This window comes from Mycobacterium sp. E2479, from assembly GCF_001667925.1.
Lineage (GTDB): Bacteria > Actinomycetota > Actinomycetes > Mycobacteriales > Mycobacteriaceae > Mycobacterium.
In genome coordinates this window covers 1-18,993 of sequence record NZ_LZJR01000133.1, presented here as the reverse complement: position 1 = coordinate 18,993, position 18,993 = coordinate 1, and the positions used below count along the sequence as shown (strand labels likewise).

Below are 18,993 nucleotides of genomic sequence, written 5' to 3'. Positions count from 1 at the left end.
TCATGCCTGACCTCACACGCCGAGCGGTGCTCCGGATGGGCGCCGGTGCCAGCCTCGGAGCCGCCGGCGTGCTCACCTTCGGCTCGCTGCTTGCCCCGCCCGTCTCGCGCGCCGCGACACTGCCGCAGGCGCCGGCGCCGTTCGAACCGCCGACGGCGGGCAAGTCCCTGCCGACCCGGCTCACCGGCTCGTTCGTGTCGGCGGCGCGTGGCGGGATCAAGACCAATTACGTGATCGCCATGCCGCCGGGTCAGACCGGTGCGCTGCGCCCCGTGATCGCCCTGCACGGGGTGGACGGCGACGCCAACCAGATGCTCGACATGGGCGTCCCGGACGGGCTGGCCCAACTGGCCAAGGAGGGCAAGCCACCGTTCGCGGTCGTCGGCGTCGACGGCGGCAACACCTATTGGCACAAAAGGACTTCCGGCGAGGACTCCGGTGCCATGGTGCTCGATGAGCTGCTGCCGATGCTGTCCGGCATGGGTTTCGACACCTCTCGGGTGGGTTTCATGGGGTGGTCGATGGGCGGATACGGCGCGCTTCGTCTGGGCGCCAAGCTGGGCCCCGGACGAACGGCCGGCATCTGCGCGATCAGCCCGGCGTTGTACACCTCGTACCCGCTGAGTGCGCCGGGGGCGTTCGACAGCAACGAGGACTTCGTGCAGAACAGCGTGCTGGGCCTGCCGGCGCTGAATTCGATTCCGCTGCGCGTGGACTGCGGCAACTTCGACCGCTTCTATTTCGCTACGAAGCAATTCGTCTATCAGTTGAAGACGCCGCCGGCGGGCAGTTTCTCGCTCGGCGGACACGACGTCGCCTACTGGCGCAGCCAGCTGCCCGGTGAGCTTGCCTGGATGGCGACCTAGCCAACGCGGATGACAGTTCGGGAGCAAACAGTCGCCAGCACCCCACACCAGTTGGGGCGGCGAACTTCCCGAAGGGGATTCCGGCCCGACATCGAGGGACTGCGCGCGGTCGCGGTGCTCGCGGTCGTGCTCTATCACGCGGGCATCCCGGGCATCACCGGCGGCTACATCGGTGTAGACGTTTTCTTCGTCATCTCCGGCTTCCTGATCACCGGGCTGCTCTTTCGCGAGGCGAGCACCACGAATACCGTGGCGCTGGGCCGGTTTTACGGCGCGCGTGCCCGGCGGCTGCTGCCGGCCGCGGCCATCGTCGGCACCATCACCGCGATCGGCGTGGCCGCGGTGCTACCTCCACTGCAGGCGCGTGGCGTGTTTCTCGACGGCATAGCCAGCGCCCTGTATGTCGGCAACTACCGGTTCGCGGTGCGTGGCACCGACTACCTGACCCCCGACGCCCCGTCACCCTTCCAGCACTACTGGTCATTGGGCGTGGAAGAGCAGTTCTACCTGGTGTGGCCCGTGCTGATCATCGCCGTCGCCTGGTCGGTTCGGCGCATGCCGACGCTTCGCGGAATGCACACGCGGGCAACCCCGTACGCGGTGGTCCTCGCCGTGGTCGCGGCGGCGTCGTTGACGGCGGGCGTGGTGTGGACCCGCACCTCGCCGTCGTGGGCGTTCTTCTCGCTGCCCACCCGCGCCTGGGAGCTGGCCGCCGGTGGACTTGTGGCCCTGTCGCTGCGGCAGTGGCGACGGCTGTCGCCGCGGACCGCGTCGATCGCCGGGTGGGGAGGTCTGGCGCTGGTCCTGCTGACCTGCACCCAACTCGACTCCCACACCCCGTATCCCGGCATCGAGGCGCTGCTGCCGGTGCTGGGCACCACGCTCATCGTCGGCGGCGGCGCCGTCACCGGCGGACTGGGACCCGGTCGGCTGCTGTGTCGCCCGGCGATGCGCGCGATCGGCCGGATCTCCTACTCGTGGTACCTGTGGCACTGGCCGGTGCTGTTGCTGATGCCGGCGCTGCTCGGCGAGCCCGCGGGGCTGCCGGCCCGATTGAGCGCGACGGCCATCTCGGCCGGGCTCGCCGTCATCACGCTGCATCTGGTGGAGAACCCGGGCCGCTTCGCCGCGGCGCTGCGCCGGTCGGCGAAAGTCAGCATGGTGATGGCGGGCGGCGCCAGTGCCGCCACCGCGTGCGCATGCCTGTTGCTGCTCAATGCGATACCGGAACCGGTGGGTCACGGGGGGGCCGCGCCACGAGCCAACATCGTTGCGGCATCCCCGATCAAAGACCCCGCTGTCAGTCCCCAGGAGGCGGCGGTACGTCAGGCGTTCGATCAAGCCCGCGAGGCACTCGCGGCGGCCGCCGGCATGCGAGCCGTCCCGTCGAACCTGGACCCGCCGCTGGCCGAGGCGCCCGCCGACAAGGCCGCCGTATTCGTCAACGGCTGCGTGCGATCGTGGCGCGATGTCGGACAAAGCGAGTGTGCGACGGGCGACACCGCCTCGCTCACCACCGTCGCCCTGATCGGCGACTCGCACGCCGCCATGTGGAATCCCGCCTTCGAGCGACTCGCGCAGCAACGGCACTGGCGACTGGAGACGCTGGCCAAGGTGACCTGCCCGCTGCAGGACCTGCACATCGTGAGCCCGTATCTGGGCCGTGAATACACCGAATGCGAACAGTGGCGCGCACAGATCATGGGCCGGATGAACGCCGAACACCCACGCCTGATCGTGCTGGACATGAGCCGGCGCTACGGCGGAGACTTCGGCTTCACCTCCTACGACCCGGCATGGATCGACACCGTGGGACGCACCGTGGCACAGCTGCGCGGCACCGGGGCGAGCGTCCTGGTGTTGGGACCCGCTCCCGACCCGCATTCATCCGCGCCGATGTGCCTGTCCGCCCACCTCGACGATGTAATCGCCTGTACACCAACGAAATCCGAGGCCATAGACGGCGACGGGATCGCCGCCGAACAGGCGGCGACGCTGCGCAGCGGCGGCCGCTACGCCGACCTGACCGACATGTTCTGCACCGCCGACCGCTGCCCGGTCATCGTCGGCAACACCCTGGTGTTCCGCGACGACAACCATGTGACAACCGAATACGCGCAGTTGGTGGCACCGCTGATGGGGGCCCTCGCCGACCGCGCCCTGGCGGACGGGTGAGTAGTGAATGAACTTCTCATGGCTGACCAACGTCAGATCAGTGAAGGGTTTTTGGAGGTTTTAGGGTCATGTCACCGCTATTGCTGGTCTGCGTCGCAGTAGCCGCTCCCGTCGCCGGAATCGGCTTGCTCCACGTGCAGGACCGCCTGGAGCGCTGGGACTACGAGCGCCACGCGGACGACTGAGCCCCCATCTCTCCGCCAAACTCGCTGTGTCGTCACGGGTTCAGCTCGCCCGGGGAGCCACCCGGCGCACCTGAGGTCAGGTCGACAGCTGCGTACGGATGAGCGGCGCGATCTTGTCCGCCATGTACTGATGCCCCGCGTCATTCGGATGCACGCCATCGGCACCGATCAGGTCGGGTCGGCCGATGAACCAGTGCTCGGCGATCGGGTCGATGAACGTCGCCCCGGCCGCCCCGGCCGCGCCGCCGAGGATGTCGCGAATCAGAAACATCGATGGCGGCACCTCGGCGGTCGGCCATGGCGGTCCGATCACCAGCAACCGCGCCGCGGGCGCCAGCCGGCGCGCCAGAGCCAAAGCGGCGTTGGTCTTTACGGTCAACGTCCCGGGATCGACGCCCTGGTCGTTGCGGGAGCCGAAAAACACCACCAGCGCATCGTCGGGCTGGACCGCCCTGGCGGTCAGATCCTCGAAGACACTGCCGTGGTCGCCCGGCGTGGCGTAACCGGCTCTGCCTTCGGCCGCCACGCTGCCTGAGATTCGCGAACCCCGCGACCCCAGCACCTGCCAGGCGCGCGACGGCCAGGATCTCGATCCCACCCCTCCTTCACTGGTCCCGGTGGTGTACGAATCCCCCACCACTGCGACATGATTCAGCCGGAAGTCAAGAGTCAGTGTCTCGTAGGTGCGCACCTGTGCCGGATATGCGATGCCGATGCCCGCCAGAAAACTCAACCCAATGAGAAAGGTGGCCAGACGACTCACTCTCACCTCCACTGTCAACGGCATCGTTGGGTGCCGCCGCGTCCTCACCAAGTATTCCCCGAGAGTCGCGGCCGGCCGCTGAGGCGGCCATCACACCGCGCGGGCCGAAACCGCTTCCAGCGGACGGTCGATCGGATGCAGCTTACTGTTCGACTCGGCCGGCTCGCTCGTCGCATTGACGGCTCTGACATCGACCATCTTGCGCATCCACCGGCGCGCCGGCTCTTCGACGCCGTGATACAACAGCACCGAGGCGAGCACGGCAATCACAAGCAGGCCGATGACGTTCCATTTCCACGGGTTATCCAGGGTGTTGAGCTCGAATTGCTCCACGGCCCAGCCCCAGGCGGTGTGCACCAGCTCATGCACCATGTACAGGCAGAACGAGATCTTGCCGCCGTACACCATCACCCGGGCAGACAGCACGCGTGGCAGGCTGCCGAGCCCGATCGCCAGCGAAATCACCAGCGGAACGAACAACACGTCGACCACCCCGCCGCTGTCGTTCTCCACCACTCCCGATATCGGGTGGGCGCCAAACCAATACAGCACGCCCACCATTGCGGTCAGCAGAAGCAGGGAGATGTATCCGGCGACGCGGCGGCCACGATCGCTCAGCCGGAGCCTGCGTACCGCAGCGCAGGCCAGTGCTCCCGCCGTGAACTGCGTGACGATTCGCGGCAGCCAACTCCACGGTGTGTAGAAGTGGCCGCTGGCGAGCAACATCACCACCGGCGGCAGCGATGCCGCGAACGCCAGGACCATCAGACTTCGCGCCCGGGTCGCCTGCTTCATCCGTAACAGGACCAGCACCAGGACGGCGAAGAGCACATACGCGAGCCATTCCGCGCTGATCGACCAGGCGGGCCCGTCCCAGCTCGAGTCGTCGAAGAACGGCACGAACCACAACTGCACCAAGAGGACTTGGCGCACGTAGCTGATCGCACTCAACTGGGCGGCATCCGGCGAGGGCACATGACCTACGTGCAGGGTGAAGATCACCCACACGGCGGCGAGGTGCAAGGTCACCAAATACACGGGCCACACCCGGGCCAGTCGCAGCCAGAGAAAATGCAGGGTCGCGCGGGTTGACCACGACCGGCCCATGCGGTCCAGATAGTTGTACGTCAGGACGAACCCGCTGAGGATGAAGAAGAGGTCGACGCCCTGGGCGCCGCAATTGAGCACCGGCGCGAGGGCGTCGCGGAAATCGGTTGACACATCGCCGAGCATCGGCCGGAAGTGGAAGAGCACCACCCAGAGCGCGGCGACGATACGGAGCCCCGTCAGGGCCGTGATCTCGCCCCTGATTTCTCCGCCCCGCACGCCGCTCTTCCCGTCCGAATCCTGCTGTTTCGTCTCTTGCTACTTCGATTGATTGGGAAATCTCGGTAATTCACCAGCGCCCCGACCAGCAACCGGCAGCCCTGGCAGCCTAGCAGCGCAATCACCGGCATGCTGGGACGGTAGTGGTGTGGCACACGGGGTTCCGGGGTAATCCATTTGCCCGATTTCCCGCTGGGCGTTTGCTCCGCGACATATTCCGGCGGCCCAACAAATGTTTCTTAGCAAAGCGTTAGACACGGCTTCCGGTCTCCTTATGCTTGGGGCATAGCGTCGACAACGTTCTTTGGTGGGCGATCAAGCTCCCGAAGATAGCGCTAGCGCCACGGAGAGTGAGGGGTCTGCATGACGATCGCAGGCAGCCGGACTGGCCACGACAATTGCGTATTTGACTGCGAGGGCGCACAGGTCAGGGCGCACCATCGCCACCTGGCGACGGTCGTGCACATCCGCGGCGAAATAAACGATGGAAATGTCGGCCGCATTAGCGATCACATTGCGCGTTTCACCCTCGGAGAAAACCCTGTGGTGCTCGACGTGGCCGACGTCAGCGGATTTGCTGAGGCCGGCATCTCGCTGCTGCACGCGTTCGACGCTCATTGTCGCGCCGCGGGGGTGGATTGGATGCTGGTTGCCAGCTCAGCGGTGACCCAGGTGCTGGATGACGCCGGCCATGACAGCAGTTTTCCGATCATGCGCTCGGTTCACGAGGCGCTGCAGGATCGGGCTGATGCCATCGCGCTCCGCCGTCGGATGACGCTGCCGCTGGTCAGGAAGACGTTGTAGATCGCGATTGCGCGCGACGCAGCCTGGCAGTCCCGATCACCGCAAGCACCCCGGCGCTGGTCAACAGCACCAGCGTCAGCAATAGCAACTGCGGGTCGTAGGTCAGCGACGTGGTGGACGGCTGCCCGTTCGCGATGGGTGCCACGATCACCGTGTGATGCGAGTGCCACCAGGTCAGCCCCGAGCAGATGAGCGCGACACAGGCCAGGCCCAATTCGAGTGTCGCGCGGTAGCGGGCGTTCACTGAGCCGTCCCGGCGTCGTCGTCCCGGTCTCCGTCGATCGATCGCGTGGGCTCCACCCGCTCCTGGACCAGTGGGGTCAGCGCCGCCCGCAACTGACGATGGCGACGCGCCCAGGCCTGGGCCGTGCGCTGGTTCGTGAGTTTGAGACCGATGCCGACACGCCCGCGTGGCACTCCGACCAGCTCGCCGAGCGCCCGGGCCGACTGCCACCTCGCCACCTCTTGCTCAGAGGCTTCGTGGTTGTCGGGCTCGGGATACACCTTGACGATTTCACGAACCAGGATTGTTTCGGTGCCCTGGCGCAGGGCGTCTTCGGTGAGCTCGACCGAAACGTGGATCCGCGCGGCCTTCACCTGTATTCCCAGGAACGTCGATACGAGCACCAAAAAGATCGCGGGCACCACCAGCGAAACCGGGGCACCGCTCCAAATCTCGATCAGGACCATGGCCACCGCCGCGCCCGGGCCGCACGCCAACCACCACCAGCTGGCGCCGGGTTCGTAGAACAACGGCTTGGGCGCGGTGGCGCTGTCGGTAGTCATCGCAAGCCCCATCTCACGAGAGCCACCCTGCCGCATCGGCGGCCCAATAGGTGAGAACGATATCGGCTCCGGCGCGCCGGATGCTGGTCAGTGACTCCAACGCCGCGGTGCGCTCGTCAATCCAATTGTTCGCGGCCGCAGCGCATATCATCGCGTACTCACCAGACACTTGATACGCGGCGACGGGAACGGGCGAAACGTCCGCCGCGGCCGCGACCACGTCGAGATAGCTCATCGCCGGCTTGATCATCACGATGTCGGCGCCCTCGTCCAGATCGAGCTCGATCTCGCGCAGCGCCTCTCGGCCGTTGCCGGCCTCCTGCTGATAGGTGCGCCGGTCACCGGAGAGGCTGGAACTGACCGCCTCACGGAACGGGCCGTAGAACACCGAGGCGAACTTGGCGGCGTAGGCCAGGATCGCCACGTCGATGAAGCCCGAGGCGTCCAATCCGTCGCGGATCGCGCCCACCTGTCCATCCATCATGCCACTCGGCCCCACCAAGTGAGCGCCCGATTCTGCTTGAGCCACAGCAAGTTCCACATACCGGGCCACGGTGGCGTCGTTGTCGACCCGGCCGCGGGCGTCGAGGACGCCGCAGTGTCCGTGGTCGGTGAACTCGTCCAGGCAGGTGTCGGCCATCAATACCGTGGCCTCGCCGAGGTCCTTGGCCAGGTCCCGCAGGGCGACATTGAGAATGCCATCGGGATCGGTCCCGGCCGACCCGAGCGAATCCTTGTCCTCGTCACGGGGCACGCCGAACAGCATCAGCCCGCCCACCCCGGCCGCGACGGCACCGGCGGCCGCCCTGCGCAACGAATCACGGGTGTGCTGCACCACGCCTGGCATGGAAGTGATCGGCCGCGGTTCGTCGATGCCGTCGGCAACGAACATCGGCAGCACCAAATGCCTTGGCTCCAAAGATGTTTGCGCCACCAGACGACGCAGTGCCGGGGTGGTGCGAAGCCGACGCGGGCGCTGCCGCGGATAGGCACTCATGCTCGTTGAGTGGCGACCCGCCGCGCGCGCTCCAGCGCGCTTGCGATCGCCACAACATCATGGTGGCGACCCGCCGCGCCCGGCCACGCCGCGCTTGCGATCGCCACAACATCATGGTGGCGACCCGCCGCGCCCGGCCACGCCGCGCTTGCGATCGCCACTAGCGCCTGCGGCTCTTTTTACGCGGCGGCGGCAGCGCACCCTCGGCGCGCAACCGCGCGGCGTGTTCGGCCAGGGCGTCGACCAGCGGACCAACCGCGGCGGTCTCGGGCTGGACATCCACCCGCAGACCGAATTCGGCTGCGGTCTCGGCGGTCTTGGGACCGATGCAGGCGATGATCGTCCGTGCGTGCGGCTTGCCGGCGATGCCGACCAGGTTTCGCACCGTGGAGCTGGACGTGAAGCACACCGCGTCGAAGCCTCCGGTCTTGATCATCTCCCGAGTTTCCGCCGGCGGCGGGGCGGCCCGAACCGTCCGGTAGGCGGTGACATCCTCGATCTCCCAGCCACGTTCGCGCAGACCCTCGGCCAGCGTCTCGGTGGCGATGTCGGCGCGCGGCAGCAGGACCCGGTTGACCGGGTCGAAAATGCTGTCGTAGGGCGGGAAGTCGTCGAGCAGACCCAATGAGGACTGTTCTCCGGCCGGCACCAGTTCGGGGCTGATCCCGAATGCCCGGACCCGGTCGGCGGTTGACTCGCCCACACACGCGATCTTCACTCCGGAGAATGCGCGCGCGTCCAGACCGAACTCGCCGAATTTCTCCCACACCGCGCGCACCGCATTCGTGGAGGTGAACACCACCCATTGGAAGCGGCCATCGACCAATCCCTTGACGGCCCTCTCCATTTGGGCTGGGCTGCGCGGCGGCTCGACGGCGATGGTCGGGACCTCGATCGGCAGCGCACCGTAGGAGGTCAGGCGCTCGCTCATCTCGCCGGCCTGGTCCTTGGTGCGCGGCACCAACACGGTCCAGCCGTACAGCGCACGGCTCTCCCACCAGTTCAGCTTCGCCCGGCTGGCCACCGTCTTGCCGATGGTCACCACCAGGGGGCCGGTCAACGGACCGGCGGGGTCGGCACCGCCCAGCACCGCCGAATCGGTCAAGCCGTGCAGCGTGGTTTCGATGGAACGCTGCTGACAGGTGGTGCCGTGCGCGGTCACCACACACGGGGTGTTCTCGGCCAGCTCGTGCTCGATCAGGGTGCGCGCGGCGTCAGCCAGATGCGACGACGTGGCCTGCAGAATCAGCGGACCGGGCGCCGCGGCCAGCGCCTCCCAGTCCACGTCACCGCGCACGTCGGCGACCGTGTGCGAGGAGCCCAACGGCAACCCCGCGTACGTCGGGACGGCATCGCTGGGGGCCAGCCCGGGCACGATCTCGATGTGCAGGTGGCTCCGCGCGATGGCGTTGACCTCGGTGATGACCGCATCGACCGTCAGCGGGTCACCGGCCACCAACCGCACCACGTCGACACCCGTCCGCGCCTCGGCGGTCAGCGTCTTGGCCACCTCGGCGGGGTCGCCCAGCGCGGGGCGGATGTCGGGACCGCCGGTGATCACCACCGGCTGCGCCTTACCCTGGCCGGCACCGGCGTCGCCGTTCGTGGCGGCCGCGTCGGCAGGCGCCGGGCCGGAAACCGGTGGCAGGTCTTTGCCAATCAGGGCCAGCACCGGCTCGGGCACGTCAGGATCGGTGAACACCAAAGCGGCGTTCGCCAGCACCGCGGCGGCCCGGGTCGTCAGCAATCCCGGGTCACCCGGGCCGGAGCCCACGTAGGTGATGCGGCCCGGTGTCGGCTTACGCCCTCGCGTCGTCATTGTCGCTCCCACGTAACTCGCATTTACTTTCCTCGCGCAGGGTCTTGCCGCGCTTCGCTCATCAGTTCTCGGGCGCCCAGCTCGAACAGTTCCGCGGCCACCGAAAGCCCGAGCTCTCGTGCCTGACCGGGACTCCCGATGCCGGACGCGCGGATCACATCGGACCCGTCCAGCGCCGCCACGCAACCGCGCAGCGACAGCTCTTCGAAGATCCGGCCCTCCTCATCGATGGACTCGACGACTTCGGCGATCGCGCCCACCGGTGCCGAGCAACCGGCCTCCAGTTCGGCCAGCAGGGCTCGCTCAGCGGTGACCGACGCACGCGTGTCGGCGTCGTCTAGTTCCGCCAGCACTGCCTCCAACCGGCTATCGCCGGCAAGGCATTCGACGGCGAGCGCACCCTGAGCCGGTGCTGGCAACATCTGCACCGGCTCTAGCGTCTCGGTGACGTCGTCGAGGCGACCGATCCGGGCGAGTCCCGCCCGGGCTACCACGATCGCGTCGAGATCACCACTGCTTACCCTGTTCAACCTGGTATCTAGGTTGCCTCGTAGGGGGCGGATTTCCAAACCGAGACCCAATGCTCTAAGCTGTGCGGCCCGCCGCGGTGACGAGGTGCCCACCAGCGAACCGGGCGGCAACTCCGCGAGCACCAGTCCATCCCGCGCGACCACGGCGTCACGCGGGTCGTTGCGCACCGGTATGGCCGCTACAGCAAACCTAGGATCGTCGGCGGTCGGCAGGTCCTTGTGGGAGTGCACCGCGGCGTCGACACGGCCCTCCAACATGGCCTCGCGCAGTGCGGTGGTGAAGACCCCCACCCCGAGGGACTCGATGGGCGCCGACGAGCGGTCGCCGGCCGTGCTGATCGTCACCAGCTCCGCGGGGTGTCCCAGCGCGATCAAAGCGTCTCTGACGACCCCGGCCTGGGTGGTGGCCAGCAGACTGCCCCGGGTGCCTATCCGGATCACGTTCGCCAATCGCCTACTCGGCAGTTTGCTGCGGCATACCCGCGTCGAATCCGTTTGCAATGACTGGTAATTCGCCCGCAGCCACGGCGTCGACGGCGGTCTGGTCGAGTTCGAAGAGTTCGCGTAGCGCCTCGGCATAGCTGTCACCGCCGGGGGCGCTGGCTAGCTGTTTGATCCGCACGGTCGGCGCGTGCAGCAGCTTGTCCACCACCCGTCGCACGGTGCGGGCCACCTCTTCGCGCTGGGCGCTCTCGAGCCCAGGCAGCCGGTTGTCGAGGCGGAGCAGTTCCGCCTCGACAACATCGGCGGCGCGTTGGCGCAACGCCGTGACAGTCGGCGTGACCTCGGCCATTCGCTGTCCGGCGAGATAGGCAGCAACCTCGGTGGCGACGATGGTGCGGGCGGCGTCGACGTCCGCGGCCGCGGCGTGGGCCGAGGGCTCGTGCTGCACACGGTCCACATCGACGACCCAGACGCCGGGCAGCCCGGCCACCGCCGGGTCGACGTCGCGCGGCATGCCCAGGTCGCAGATCAACAGTGGGTCGGTCTCTTCGTCGCGGTGCGCGGCGGCCAGCGCGTGGTGAACGTCGGCCAGCGAGACCACCGGCATTACCGCTCCGGTACAGCTGACGACGACGTCGGCACCGGCCAGGGTGTCGGCCAGGCGCTCCAAGGGCACGGCGTCAGCCTGCACACCGGCGTCGCGAATCTTGCGGACCAGACGCTGGCCCCGGGACAGCGACCGGTTCACGACGTGCACGCGCGCGACGCCGGCACGGCAGAGGTGCCCGGCGGACAGGGCACCCATCGCTCCGGCGCCGACCAGGACCGCGGTCTTGCCCGACAGTGTGCCCAGGCGGCGTTCGGCCATGTTGAGTGCGACGGACACCACCGAGGCGCCGGCGGCGTCGATGGCAGTTTCGGAGTGCACCCGCTTGCCCACCGACAGGGCCCGCTGGGCCAGCTCGTGCAATATCCGCCCGACGGTGCGGTTGGTCTCGGCGGTGGCGTAGGCGCGACGGACCTGGCCGAGCACCTGCTGCTCGCCGATCACGGCGGAATCCAGGCCGCTGGCGACCGCGAACAGGTGCTCGACGGCGGCCTCGCTGTACCGGACGTACGCGTATTTGGTGAGGTCGGCCATCGACATCCCGGAGTGTTCCGACAGCACCTGCCCGATCACCGCCAACCCGCCGTGGAACGCGTCCACCACCGCGTAGACCTCGACCCGGTTGCATGTCGACAGCACCATCGCCTCGGTCACCAGTGACGACTGCAACACCCGATCGACGATCTTGCCCTGATCGGACTCGTCGATGCTGAGTTGTTCCAAGACGGAGACCGGCGCACTGCGGTGCGAAACCCCGAAGAGCAAGACGCTCACGGCAGCATCACCTGGCCAGCTCCCTTGCTTCCTCCAGTAATTGAACTGCTGTCCACGGTAAACGTTTATCAGCTGGGCTACCAAATAAATGCTCGGCGCTCACCGGCCGCGCAGTGCACGTCGGGTCAGCGACCAAGGTCGGCCCGCAGCCGGGCCTCATCGATGTCCCAGTAGCTGTGTTCACGGCCGTCGAGCAGGACTACGGGCAGCCGGTCGCCGAACTCGGCCCGCAGCGCGGTGTTTCCCGCCGCAGCGGCGGCGTCGACGTCGGTCATCGACAGCGTGAAGCCCAACTCGTCGGCCAATTCGACCAACCGGGCGTGCACGCGCTCGCAGATGGAGCACCCGTCGCGGGTCAACAGCTCCACCTGGGGCCGGCCGGTCTCAGTCATGGCCACCAGTGTCGCATCGGTGACTTGTGCGGCCATCTACCAGGCGTTATGTCCGACGATGGCCGACGAAACGGTGCGGGCCGATCCCGCCGTGACTGCAGGGCTTCGCCGTCTCGCTCGGCGGTGCGGCCAAGGAGTTTTCGGTTGAGCTGTCCTGGCTCGATGATCGGGTGGGTCAGGGTGTTGGGAGGCTGGCACGGGGCGGCGGGCACCGCCTACGGATCCGCGTGGGAACTGTGGCATCACGGAGCCCGCGAGGTAGAGCTCGGGTTGTCGATGCTGTCGCAGCTGGTGGACCAGGCCGGTGGGGCATATCAGCGCACCGAAACCGGCTCCGCGCAGCTGAGCGGCTGGTGCGTGGTGGCTGAGGCGTTTTCGAATTGATCCCCAGGCGTTGGCCGGCGCGGTGCGGCGCATGGCAGTGTTTCAGCGCTACGCCGAAGGAAGAATTACCGAAATCGATTCTCGCGCAACGTATTTTCACACACCGCGGACGGGTGATGGCGCGGCGGCTCACGCCGAGGCGCATCGGCACTGGGCGCGCGGCGAGGCGATGATGCGCCAAGCGCTGGTGCAACTGCAGAAGGCGGCCACGAGCGCGCACGGCCACTACACGGGTGCGGTGTCGACGAATCTCCGTATGTGGTGGTCGTGATTCCGTATGTGGTCGTGATTCCGTCGCGCCGGAAGCTGTGACCCGGCGAACTCTTTCACCAGGCCCGGACACACCGACGCCCACGCCATCTGCCCGATAGGGTTGGTGATCGGGCACCCGCTGGGTCGCCAGGCAATACAGCGATCTAGGAGGTTTGACGATGACTTCCTCAGGCCCGGCCAACGCAGACCACACCGGTCACGTCGACCTGGAGTCGCTGGCCGCTGACGCCAGTGCCGCCCGCGCGATCGAGGGCATGCAGGAAGCCGCCGCCTCGCAGGACCGTCCCCAGCCCCCGATCGACCTGACCGCCGCGGCGTTCTTCGACGTGGACAACACGCTCGTGCAGGGTTCGTCGGCGGTGCATTTCGGCCGCGGGCTGGCCACGCGCAACTACTTCACCTATCGCGATGTGATCGGATTCATCTACGCGCAGGCCAAGTTCCAGATCCTCGGGACCGAAAACAGCAACGACGTCGCCGCCGGGCGACGCAAGGCCCTCGCCTTCATCGAGGGCCGATCGGTCGAAGAGCTGGTCGCCCTGGGCGAGGAGATCTACGACGAGATCATCGCCGACAAGATCTGGCCCGGCACCCGCGAACTCACGCAGATGCATCTGGACGCCGGCCAGCAGGTCTGGTTAATCACCGCCACGCCCTACGAACTGGCCGCGACCATCGCGCGACGGCTCGGCCTGACGGGCGCCCTGGGCACGGTCGCGGAGTCCGTCGACGGCGTCTTCACCGGCAGGCTGGTCGGGGACATACTGCACGGCACCGGTAAGGCTCACGCCGTGCGGTCGCTGGCAATTCGCGAGGGCCTCAACCTGAAACGCTGCACGGCCTACTCGGACAGCTTCAACGACGTGCCCATGCTGTCGCTGGTGGGCACCGCGGTCGCCATCAATCCCGACGCCCGCCTGCGCGCCCTGGCCCGGGAGCGCGGCTGGGAGATTCGCGACTTCCGCACCGCTCGCAAAGCGGCCCGGATCGGGGTCCCCTCGGCGTTGGCCCTGGGCGCAGCCGGTGGGGCGCTGGCCGCGCTGGCTTCCCGACGGCAATCGCGCTGATAGGCTGCGCCGCGCAGAGACAATCGAGCGGAAGGCATACGCCATGACGGTCCCCAAGGAAGCCGAAGGACTCATCGGCAGCCATTACCGCGCACCGGATTACTTCGAGGTCGGCCGCGAGAAGATCAGAGAGTTCGCGATGGCGATCAAAGACGACCACCCGGCGCACTTCGACGAGAGTGAATCGGCGAAAGCCGGGTACCCGGACATGGTGGCGCCGCTGACGTTCCTCGCGATCGCAGGACGCCGTGTGCAGCTGGAGATCTTCACCAAGTTCAGCATCCCGATCAACATCGCCCGGGTGATCCACCGCGACCAGAAGTTCAAGTTCCACCGCCCGATCCTGGCCCACGATAGGCTGTATTTCGACACTTACCTCGACTCGGTGATTGAGTCCCACGGCACCGTGCTTGTGGAGATCCGCAGCGAAGTGACAGACGTGGATGGGAACCCGATCGTCACAAGTGTCGTCACGATGTTGGGAGAGTCTTCAAACCAAGCGGACGTCGAAGCTACGGCCGCAGCAGTTGCATCCATATCTGCAGGAAAGTTAGGGGCGTTGTAGATGTCTTTACAGCGGGAAACGGGGAGCACGCAGCTCAAGCCGCCGGTCGAGAAAGTCCGGTCGCACTACGACAAGTCGAACGAGTTCTTCAAGCTGTGGCTCGACCCGTCGATGACCTACAGCTGCGCTTACTTCGACGAGAACCCGGACCCGCAGAATCTGACGAAGACGCTGGAAGAGGCCCAGTACGCCAAGCGCAAGCTCGCACTGGACAAGCTCAACCTCGAGCCCGGCATGACGCTGCTGGACATCGGCAGCGGCTGGGGCTCGACCATGCGGCACGCGGTGGCCGAGTACGACGTCAACGTCATCGGCCTGACGCTGAGCGAGAACCAGTACGCCCACTGCGTGGCGGAGTTCGAAAAAATGGACAGCCCCCGCCGCAAGGACGTGCGCATCCAGGGTTGGGAGGAATTCCCCGACGAACCGATCGACCGCATCGTGTCGCTGGGCGCGTTCGAGCATTTCGCCGACGGCGCCGGTGACGCCGGGTACGAGCGCTACGCGAGCTTCTTCAAGAAGTACTACGACCTGCTGCCGGACGATGGCCGCATGCTGCTCCACTCGATCGTGGTGCCCACCGCCGAGGAGGGCAAAAAGCTCGGGCTGCAGGTGAACATGACCCTGCTGCGGTTCATCAGCTTCATATTGAAGGAGATCTACCCGGGCGGAAAGTTGCCCCAGGTCGACTTGGTCGACAAGTACGCAACTGACGCCGGTTTCAAGATCGAGCGCCACCACTTCATCGGCAAGAACTATGTTCCGACGCTGACCGCCTGGGGTAATGCCCTCGAGGCGCACCAGGACGAGGCGATCGCCCTGAAGGGGCAGGAGACCTACGACATCTACCTGAAGTACTTGCGGGGCTGCTCGGAGCTGTTCCGCGACGGCTACACCAACGTCTGCCAGTTCACGATGGTCAAGTAGCCGCCTCAAGGAATCAACGCCACCGCGGATTCCCGCGGTGGCGTTTCCTTTTGGTCAGTTCAGCCGAAGAAGATGTTGCGCCGGCCGGCCAGCAGCCGATACAGCGTCTGCTGGATCGTTTCCCGCACCTGGTCGGTCAGCTCGAAGGTGACCATCGGGTCGTCGGCGTCGGAGGCTGAGTAGTCGTCGGTGTGGATCGGCTCACCGAAGGCGATGCGCCACTTCGACGGTAGCGGCACCAGGCCCATGGGTCCGGCCAGCGGAAACAGCGGCGTGATGGGGAAATACGGCAGCCCGAACAGCCGCGCCAGCAACTTGACGTCGGTCAGCATCGGGTAGATCTCTTCGGACCCGATGATCGAGCAAGGAATGATCGGCGCCTTCGCCCGCAGCGCTGCCGTGACGAATCCACCACGTCCGAATCGCTGCAGCCGGTAACGGTCCTCGAAGCGCTTGCCCAGCCCTTTGTAGCCCTCCGGGAACACCGCGGTGAGCTCGCCGGCGGCGAGCAACCGGTGCGCGTCCGTCGTGCAGGCCATCGTGTGGCCGGCCTTGCGAGCCGTCTCTCCCACCACGGGCAGATCGAACACCATGTCGGCGGCCAGCAGCCGCATGTCCCGCTGCGCGGGATGCTCATCGTGCACCGCGACCGACAGCATCAGCCCGTCAAACGGCAGCACACCGGCGTGGTTGGCGACCACCAGCGCTGCGCCGTCGGCCGGCAGGTTCTCGATCCCGCTCACCTCCACCCGGAACCAGGATCGGAAGAACACCCGCAGCAACGGCCGAACTATCGCGCTGTTGAAGTGCGGGTCGAAGCCGAACTCGTCGACGCTGTAATCGCCGGTGAGCCGCTGGCGGAGGAATCCGGCAACCGAGGCGACCCGCTGCGCCAGGTCATTCAGGGGTGCGTCGGCGGACGGCGTCCCGCCGGCTCGGCGGTGCTCGTCGATTTCCCGAACCACCGCGGCGATTTGCTCCGCTGATGCCTGGCCGCTCGGATCAGAAAGTATGGACGGATGCTGGCGAGAAGACTCCGCCCGTTGATCCGCTCTGCGACGCGCTGCTACCCGACCCCGATTCGTGTGCAGTGGAATGACATTCGCTCTGTTTTCGCCCGCCACGATACCTACCTGACCCCACCCCACGGAATTGGATTTCGGCTACCCCAGCGCTGAGCTAGGGATATCGCGCGTACCTCCCAGGAGCGTACCCGAAGTGGGTCGATAATGGGAGTCAGGCTGCGGCCGCGTACGTAGTCGTCAAACGCCTCCGCCGTCGACCATTTCGGCTGGTAGCCGAGCTCCGAACGCATCCGGGTGGTGTCCATGACCCGGCCGTAACTCAAATAATCAAACTGATCGCGGCTGATCTCGTTGTAGCGATTGGCGCGGCGTAACGAATCCAGGGCCCAAACGCCGAAACTCGGTACTGGCAAGGGAATCCGGCCGGCGCGCCGAATCGCCTGCGACAGCATGATGATGCCGTCGGCGCCGATGTTGAACGTTCCCGCCTTGCCGGCCATCGCCGCGCGCTCCAGCGCACCGAGTGCATCCTGCTCGTGCAGCAACTGCAGGCGTGCGTCGCGGCCGAACATCGTCGGCACCAAAGGCCCAGCTAGATAACGCGACAGCGTGGTGTCCATCGCGGGACCGATCATATTGGCCAGCCGCAGGATCGTCACGGCGATGTCGGGACGGCGCCGTCCCAAGCCGCGCGCATACGCCTCGATGTCGAGGCTGTCTTTGGCGAAACCGTCGCGGAACGGTCGACGGCTGGTGCTGTCCTCGGTGAACATCACCGGGTCGTGCGCGCTCGAGCCGTACACCTCGGACGTCGACTTGAGCACGACCCGTCGCACCGAGGGTGCCTTCTGGCAGGCCGCGAACAGTTGCATCGCGCCCATCACGTTGATCTCTTTCAACGCCGCGGTGCCGCCGGATCGCGGCGCGTACGACGCGGCCGCCGCGTGCACCACCGTGTCCACGTCGCCGTTGCGAATCACCTTGGCTATGAAGGGATTCCGGATGTCGGCCCGGACGAACTCCGCGCGCCCCATCCGGCGCAGCATGTCCTTACTCGGGGCGATCGCGTCGACCGCGATCACCGCGTTGATCATCGGATTCTGCGCGAGCCGAGCCGTCAGGTAGCCGCCCAGAAAGCGGCATGCACCTGTGACGAGAACGACTTTTGGGTAATGCACGGTATTGCCTGCATTGTCGCCTGGTTTGGCGTCATCCCCGTTCGACGGACCCACTCGAACAGCCTAGCGGCCAGGAGAGGCGAAGGCAGTGTGCCGCGAGCGGGTTACTTACCGAGTTTTCTGCGCTGCACCCGGGTGCGACGCAGCAGCTTGCGGTGCTTCTTCTTCGACATACGCTTGCGCCGCTTCTTGATTACTGAACCCATGAACTCCGCTATCTGACCGTGGCCTGCTTCAAAGATTGGACCCGGACACTTTACCCGGCGCAACGCATCGAACACCAAACCGGCATCGGCCGATCGCCGCGTACCCACGGAGCCTGGGTGCCGCCCGCTGGCGGCACATTTCAGGGTCAGCCGGCGTCGAAGTAGGACGTCTCGAGCATGTCGTGGACGGCCTTGGCGTGCACCCGGAAGGACCGGCCCACCCGGACCGCGGGGAGCTCGCCGTTGTGCACCAGCCGGTACACGGTCATCTTTGAGACCCGCATCAACGCCGCTACCTCAGCGACGGTGAGAAACTGCGTCCTGCCCTGATCGACGGAACTGGCATCCCGTGGCTTACCTGCAGCATCTCGCGCTGATGGCCCGTTACTAGACGTCATCGCAACCCAATCGTGTCAGGCACGCGCATGCCAGCGGCTTCCCCTCCGCTGGCACCCACACGTGCTTACAAGAGGAGAATAGCGGGACTAATGGGGTTACTGGTACTGGTGGGGGACAATCAGTTCAAAAAACTTTGCTTACTCTGATGTAATTCTTAGCTGCTCAGAGCGCATTTTGGCGGCCTGAACGGCCGCGTCGACGGCCGCGCGCAGGCCCCCTCTTTCCAGCTCACGCAGGGCGGCCGCGGTGGTACCGCCGGGCGAGGTCACCGTCGCCCTGAGCTGCGTCGCCGCGGCATCGGCCCGCGGTACCGGCGCCTCGGCCTCGCCCAGCCGCCGATCGGCGTCCGTGCGCTCGAGCAGCATGGCCGCCGAGCCCGCCATGGTCTGCGCAGTCAGGTCGGCGGCCACCTCGCGGCTCAGGCCCGCGGCGACGCCCGCGTCGATCAAAGCCTCGACCAGCAAGAAGAAATACGCCGGCCCCGAGCCTGACAGCGCGGTG

At 66.7% G+C, this 18,993-nt stretch carries 21 protein-coding genes and 1 pseudogene; 8 read left to right on the top strand and 14 right to left on the bottom strand.

What is annotated here, in order from left to right:
* Positions 1–2 precede the first annotated feature (2 nt).
* The gene (locus tag A5686_RS20135) at positions 3–866 is read left to right on the top strand and encodes an alpha/beta hydrolase family protein (protein WP_304528450.1); all 864 of its coding nucleotides are present in this window, start codon (positions 3–5) and stop codon (positions 864–866) included.
* 51 nt (positions 867–917) lie between these two features.
* Complete coding sequence (locus tag A5686_RS20130) at positions 918–3,041, top strand: acyltransferase family protein (protein ID WP_082947723.1); 2,124 nt, start codon at positions 918–920, stop codon at positions 3,039–3,041.
* A 261-nt stretch (positions 3,042–3,302) separates the two neighbouring features.
* Here the strand turns inward: A5686_RS20130 and A5686_RS20125 are convergent, their stop codons facing one another.
* A complete protein-coding gene (locus A5686_RS20125; protein ID WP_067937931.1) occupies positions 3,303–3,989 on the bottom strand; it encodes a GDSL lipase in 687 nt (228 codons plus the stop codon).
* A gap of 90 nt (positions 3,990–4,079) precedes the next feature.
* Positions 4,080–5,315: an acyltransferase gene (locus tag A5686_RS20120; protein ID WP_067937929.1), complete on the bottom strand. Its 1,236-nt coding sequence runs from the start codon at positions 5,313–5,315 to the stop codon at positions 4,080–4,082.
* Between the two features lie 363 nt (positions 5,316–5,678).
* On the opposite strand from A5686_RS20120, the gene A5686_RS20115 reads away from it, so the two are divergent.
* Complete coding sequence (locus tag A5686_RS20115; RefSeq protein ID WP_067937927.1) at positions 5,679–6,119, top strand: STAS domain-containing protein; 441 nt, start codon at positions 5,679–5,681, stop codon at positions 6,117–6,119.
* Here the strand turns inward: A5686_RS20115 and A5686_RS20110 are convergent.
* The 7 genes from A5686_RS20110 to A5686_RS20080 form a co-directional block, all read right to left on the bottom strand.
* Positions 6,103–6,363, bottom strand: a complete 261-nt coding sequence (locus A5686_RS20110; RefSeq protein ID WP_067937924.1) for a hypothetical protein — start codon at positions 6,361–6,363, stop codon at positions 6,103–6,105. The genes A5686_RS20115 and A5686_RS20110 overlap by 17 nt on opposite strands.
* On the bottom strand, positions 6,360–6,905 hold the full coding sequence (locus A5686_RS20105) for a DUF3093 domain-containing protein (protein ID WP_067937959.1): 546 nt from the start codon (positions 6,903–6,905) through the stop codon (positions 6,360–6,362). The genes A5686_RS20110 and A5686_RS20105 overlap by 4 nt, the downstream gene beginning before the upstream one ends.
* A 13-nt stretch (positions 6,906–6,918) precedes the next feature.
* The gene (gene hemB, locus A5686_RS20100; protein WP_082947722.1) at positions 6,919–7,902 is read right to left on the bottom strand and encodes a porphobilinogen synthase; all 984 of its coding nucleotides are present in this window, start codon (positions 7,900–7,902) and stop codon (positions 6,919–6,921) included.
* 160 nt (positions 7,903–8,062) lie between these two features.
* On the bottom strand, positions 8,063–9,721 hold the full coding sequence (locus tag A5686_RS20095) for a uroporphyrinogen-III synthase (protein WP_067937922.1): 1,659 nt from the start codon (positions 9,719–9,721) through the stop codon (positions 8,063–8,065).
* Positions 9,722–9,744: 23 nt separating this feature from the next.
* Positions 9,745–10,692, bottom strand: a complete 948-nt coding sequence (hemC, locus tag A5686_RS20090) for a hydroxymethylbilane synthase (RefSeq protein WP_067937955.1) — start codon at positions 10,690–10,692, stop codon at positions 9,745–9,747.
* Between the two features lie 13 nt (positions 10,693–10,705).
* A complete protein-coding gene (locus tag A5686_RS20085; protein WP_067937920.1) occupies positions 10,706–12,076 on the bottom strand; it encodes a glutamyl-tRNA reductase in 1,371 nt (456 codons plus the stop codon).
* A 125-nt stretch (positions 12,077–12,201) separates the two neighbouring features.
* Positions 12,202–12,468: a glutaredoxin family protein gene (locus A5686_RS20080; RefSeq protein ID WP_067937954.1), complete on the bottom strand. Its 267-nt coding sequence runs from the start codon at positions 12,466–12,468 to the stop codon at positions 12,202–12,204.
* Between the two features lie 58 nt (positions 12,469–12,526).
* On the opposite strand from A5686_RS20080, the pseudogene A5686_RS20075 reads away from it, so the two are divergent.
* From A5686_RS20075 to A5686_RS20055, 5 genes and pseudogenes are all read left to right on the top strand, one after another.
* Positions 12,527–12,836 (top strand): annotated as a pseudogene (locus tag A5686_RS20075) (WXG100 family type VII secretion target).
* A 47-nt stretch (positions 12,837–12,883) separates the two neighbouring features.
* The gene (locus tag A5686_RS20070; RefSeq protein WP_067937918.1) at positions 12,884–13,123 is read left to right on the top strand and encodes a secretion protein; all 240 of its coding nucleotides are present in this window, start codon (positions 12,884–12,886) and stop codon (positions 13,121–13,123) included.
* 160 nt (positions 13,124–13,283) lie between these two features.
* Positions 13,284–14,192, top strand: a complete 909-nt coding sequence (locus tag A5686_RS20065) for an HAD family phosphatase (RefSeq protein ID WP_067937915.1) — start codon at positions 13,284–13,286, stop codon at positions 14,190–14,192.
* 43 nt (positions 14,193–14,235) lie between these two features.
* Entirely contained in the window at positions 14,236–14,757 is a 522-nt protein-coding gene (locus tag A5686_RS20060; protein WP_067937952.1) for a MaoC family dehydratase N-terminal domain-containing protein, read from the top strand.
* Positions 14,758–15,684: a cyclopropane mycolic acid synthase family methyltransferase gene (locus tag A5686_RS20055; RefSeq protein ID WP_067937913.1), complete on the top strand. Its 927-nt coding sequence runs from the start codon at positions 14,758–14,760 to the stop codon at positions 15,682–15,684.
* Between the two features lie 59 nt (positions 15,685–15,743).
* Here A5686_RS20055 and A5686_RS20050 read toward each other — a convergent pair whose 3' ends face one another.
* The 5 genes from A5686_RS20050 to A5686_RS20035 all read right to left on the bottom strand — a co-directional run.
* Positions 15,744–16,832: a lysophospholipid acyltransferase family protein gene (locus tag A5686_RS20050; RefSeq protein WP_197520650.1), complete on the bottom strand. Its 1,089-nt coding sequence runs from the start codon at positions 16,830–16,832 to the stop codon at positions 15,744–15,746.
* Positions 16,814–17,941: an SDR family oxidoreductase gene (locus tag A5686_RS20045; protein WP_067937908.1), complete on the bottom strand. Its 1,128-nt coding sequence runs from the start codon at positions 17,939–17,941 to the stop codon at positions 16,814–16,816. The genes A5686_RS20050 and A5686_RS20045 overlap by 19 nt, the downstream gene beginning before the upstream one ends.
* A gap of 50 nt (positions 17,942–17,991) precedes the next feature.
* Positions 17,992–18,093, bottom strand: coding sequence for a 30S ribosomal protein bS22 (locus tag A5686_RS26870; RefSeq protein WP_003402602.1), 102 nt, complete (start codon positions 18,091–18,093; stop codon positions 17,992–17,994).
* Between the two features lie 146 nt (positions 18,094–18,239).
* Positions 18,240–18,491, bottom strand: coding sequence for a cell division/environmental response transcriptional regulator (locus A5686_RS20040; RefSeq protein WP_066992137.1), 252 nt, complete (start codon positions 18,489–18,491; stop codon positions 18,240–18,242).
* 138 nt (positions 18,492–18,629) lie between these two features.
* Positions 18,630–18,993 (bottom strand): pyrroline-5-carboxylate reductase (locus tag A5686_RS20035; RefSeq protein ID WP_304528448.1); only part of this gene is annotated, 364 nt, incomplete at its 5' end.

Coding starts and splice junctions, on each gene's coding strand:
- A5686_RS20040 (WP_066992137.1), bottom strand. CDS start 18,491: ATGACGTCTAGTAACGGGCCATCAGCGCGAGATGCTGCAGGTAAGCCA.
- A5686_RS20055 (WP_067937913.1), top strand. CDS start 14,758: ATGTCTTTACAGCGGGAAACGGGGAGCACGCAGCTCAAGCCGCCGGTC.
- A5686_RS20105 (WP_067937959.1), bottom strand. CDS start 6,905: ATGACTACCGACAGCGCCACCGCGCCCAAGCCGTTGTTCTACGAACCC.
- A5686_RS20115 (WP_067937927.1), top strand. CDS start 5,679: ATGACGATCGCAGGCAGCCGGACTGGCCACGACAATTGCGTATTTGAC.
- A5686_RS20080 (WP_067937954.1), bottom strand. CDS start 12,468: ATGACTGAGACCGGCCGGCCCCAGGTGGAGCTGTTGACCCGCGACGGG.
- A5686_RS26870 (WP_003402602.1), bottom strand. CDS start 18,093: ATGGGTTCAGTAATCAAGAAGCGGCGCAAGCGTATGTCGAAGAAGAAG.
- A5686_RS20135 (WP_304528450.1), top strand. CDS start 3: ATGCCTGACCTCACACGCCGAGCGGTGCTCCGGATGGGCGCCGGTGCC.
- A5686_RS20070 (WP_067937918.1), top strand. CDS start 12,884: ATGGCAGTGTTTCAGCGCTACGCCGAAGGAAGAATTACCGAAATCGAT.
- hemB (WP_082947722.1), bottom strand. CDS start 7,902: ATGAGTGCCTATCCGCGGCAGCGCCCGCGTCGGCTTCGCACCACCCCG.
- A5686_RS20095 (WP_067937922.1), bottom strand. CDS start 9,721: ATGACGACGCGAGGGCGTAAGCCGACACCGGGCCGCATCACCTACGTG.
- A5686_RS20060 (WP_067937952.1), top strand. CDS start 14,236: ATGACGGTCCCCAAGGAAGCCGAAGGACTCATCGGCAGCCATTACCGC.
- A5686_RS20065 (WP_067937915.1), top strand. CDS start 13,284: ATGACTTCCTCAGGCCCGGCCAACGCAGACCACACCGGTCACGTCGAC.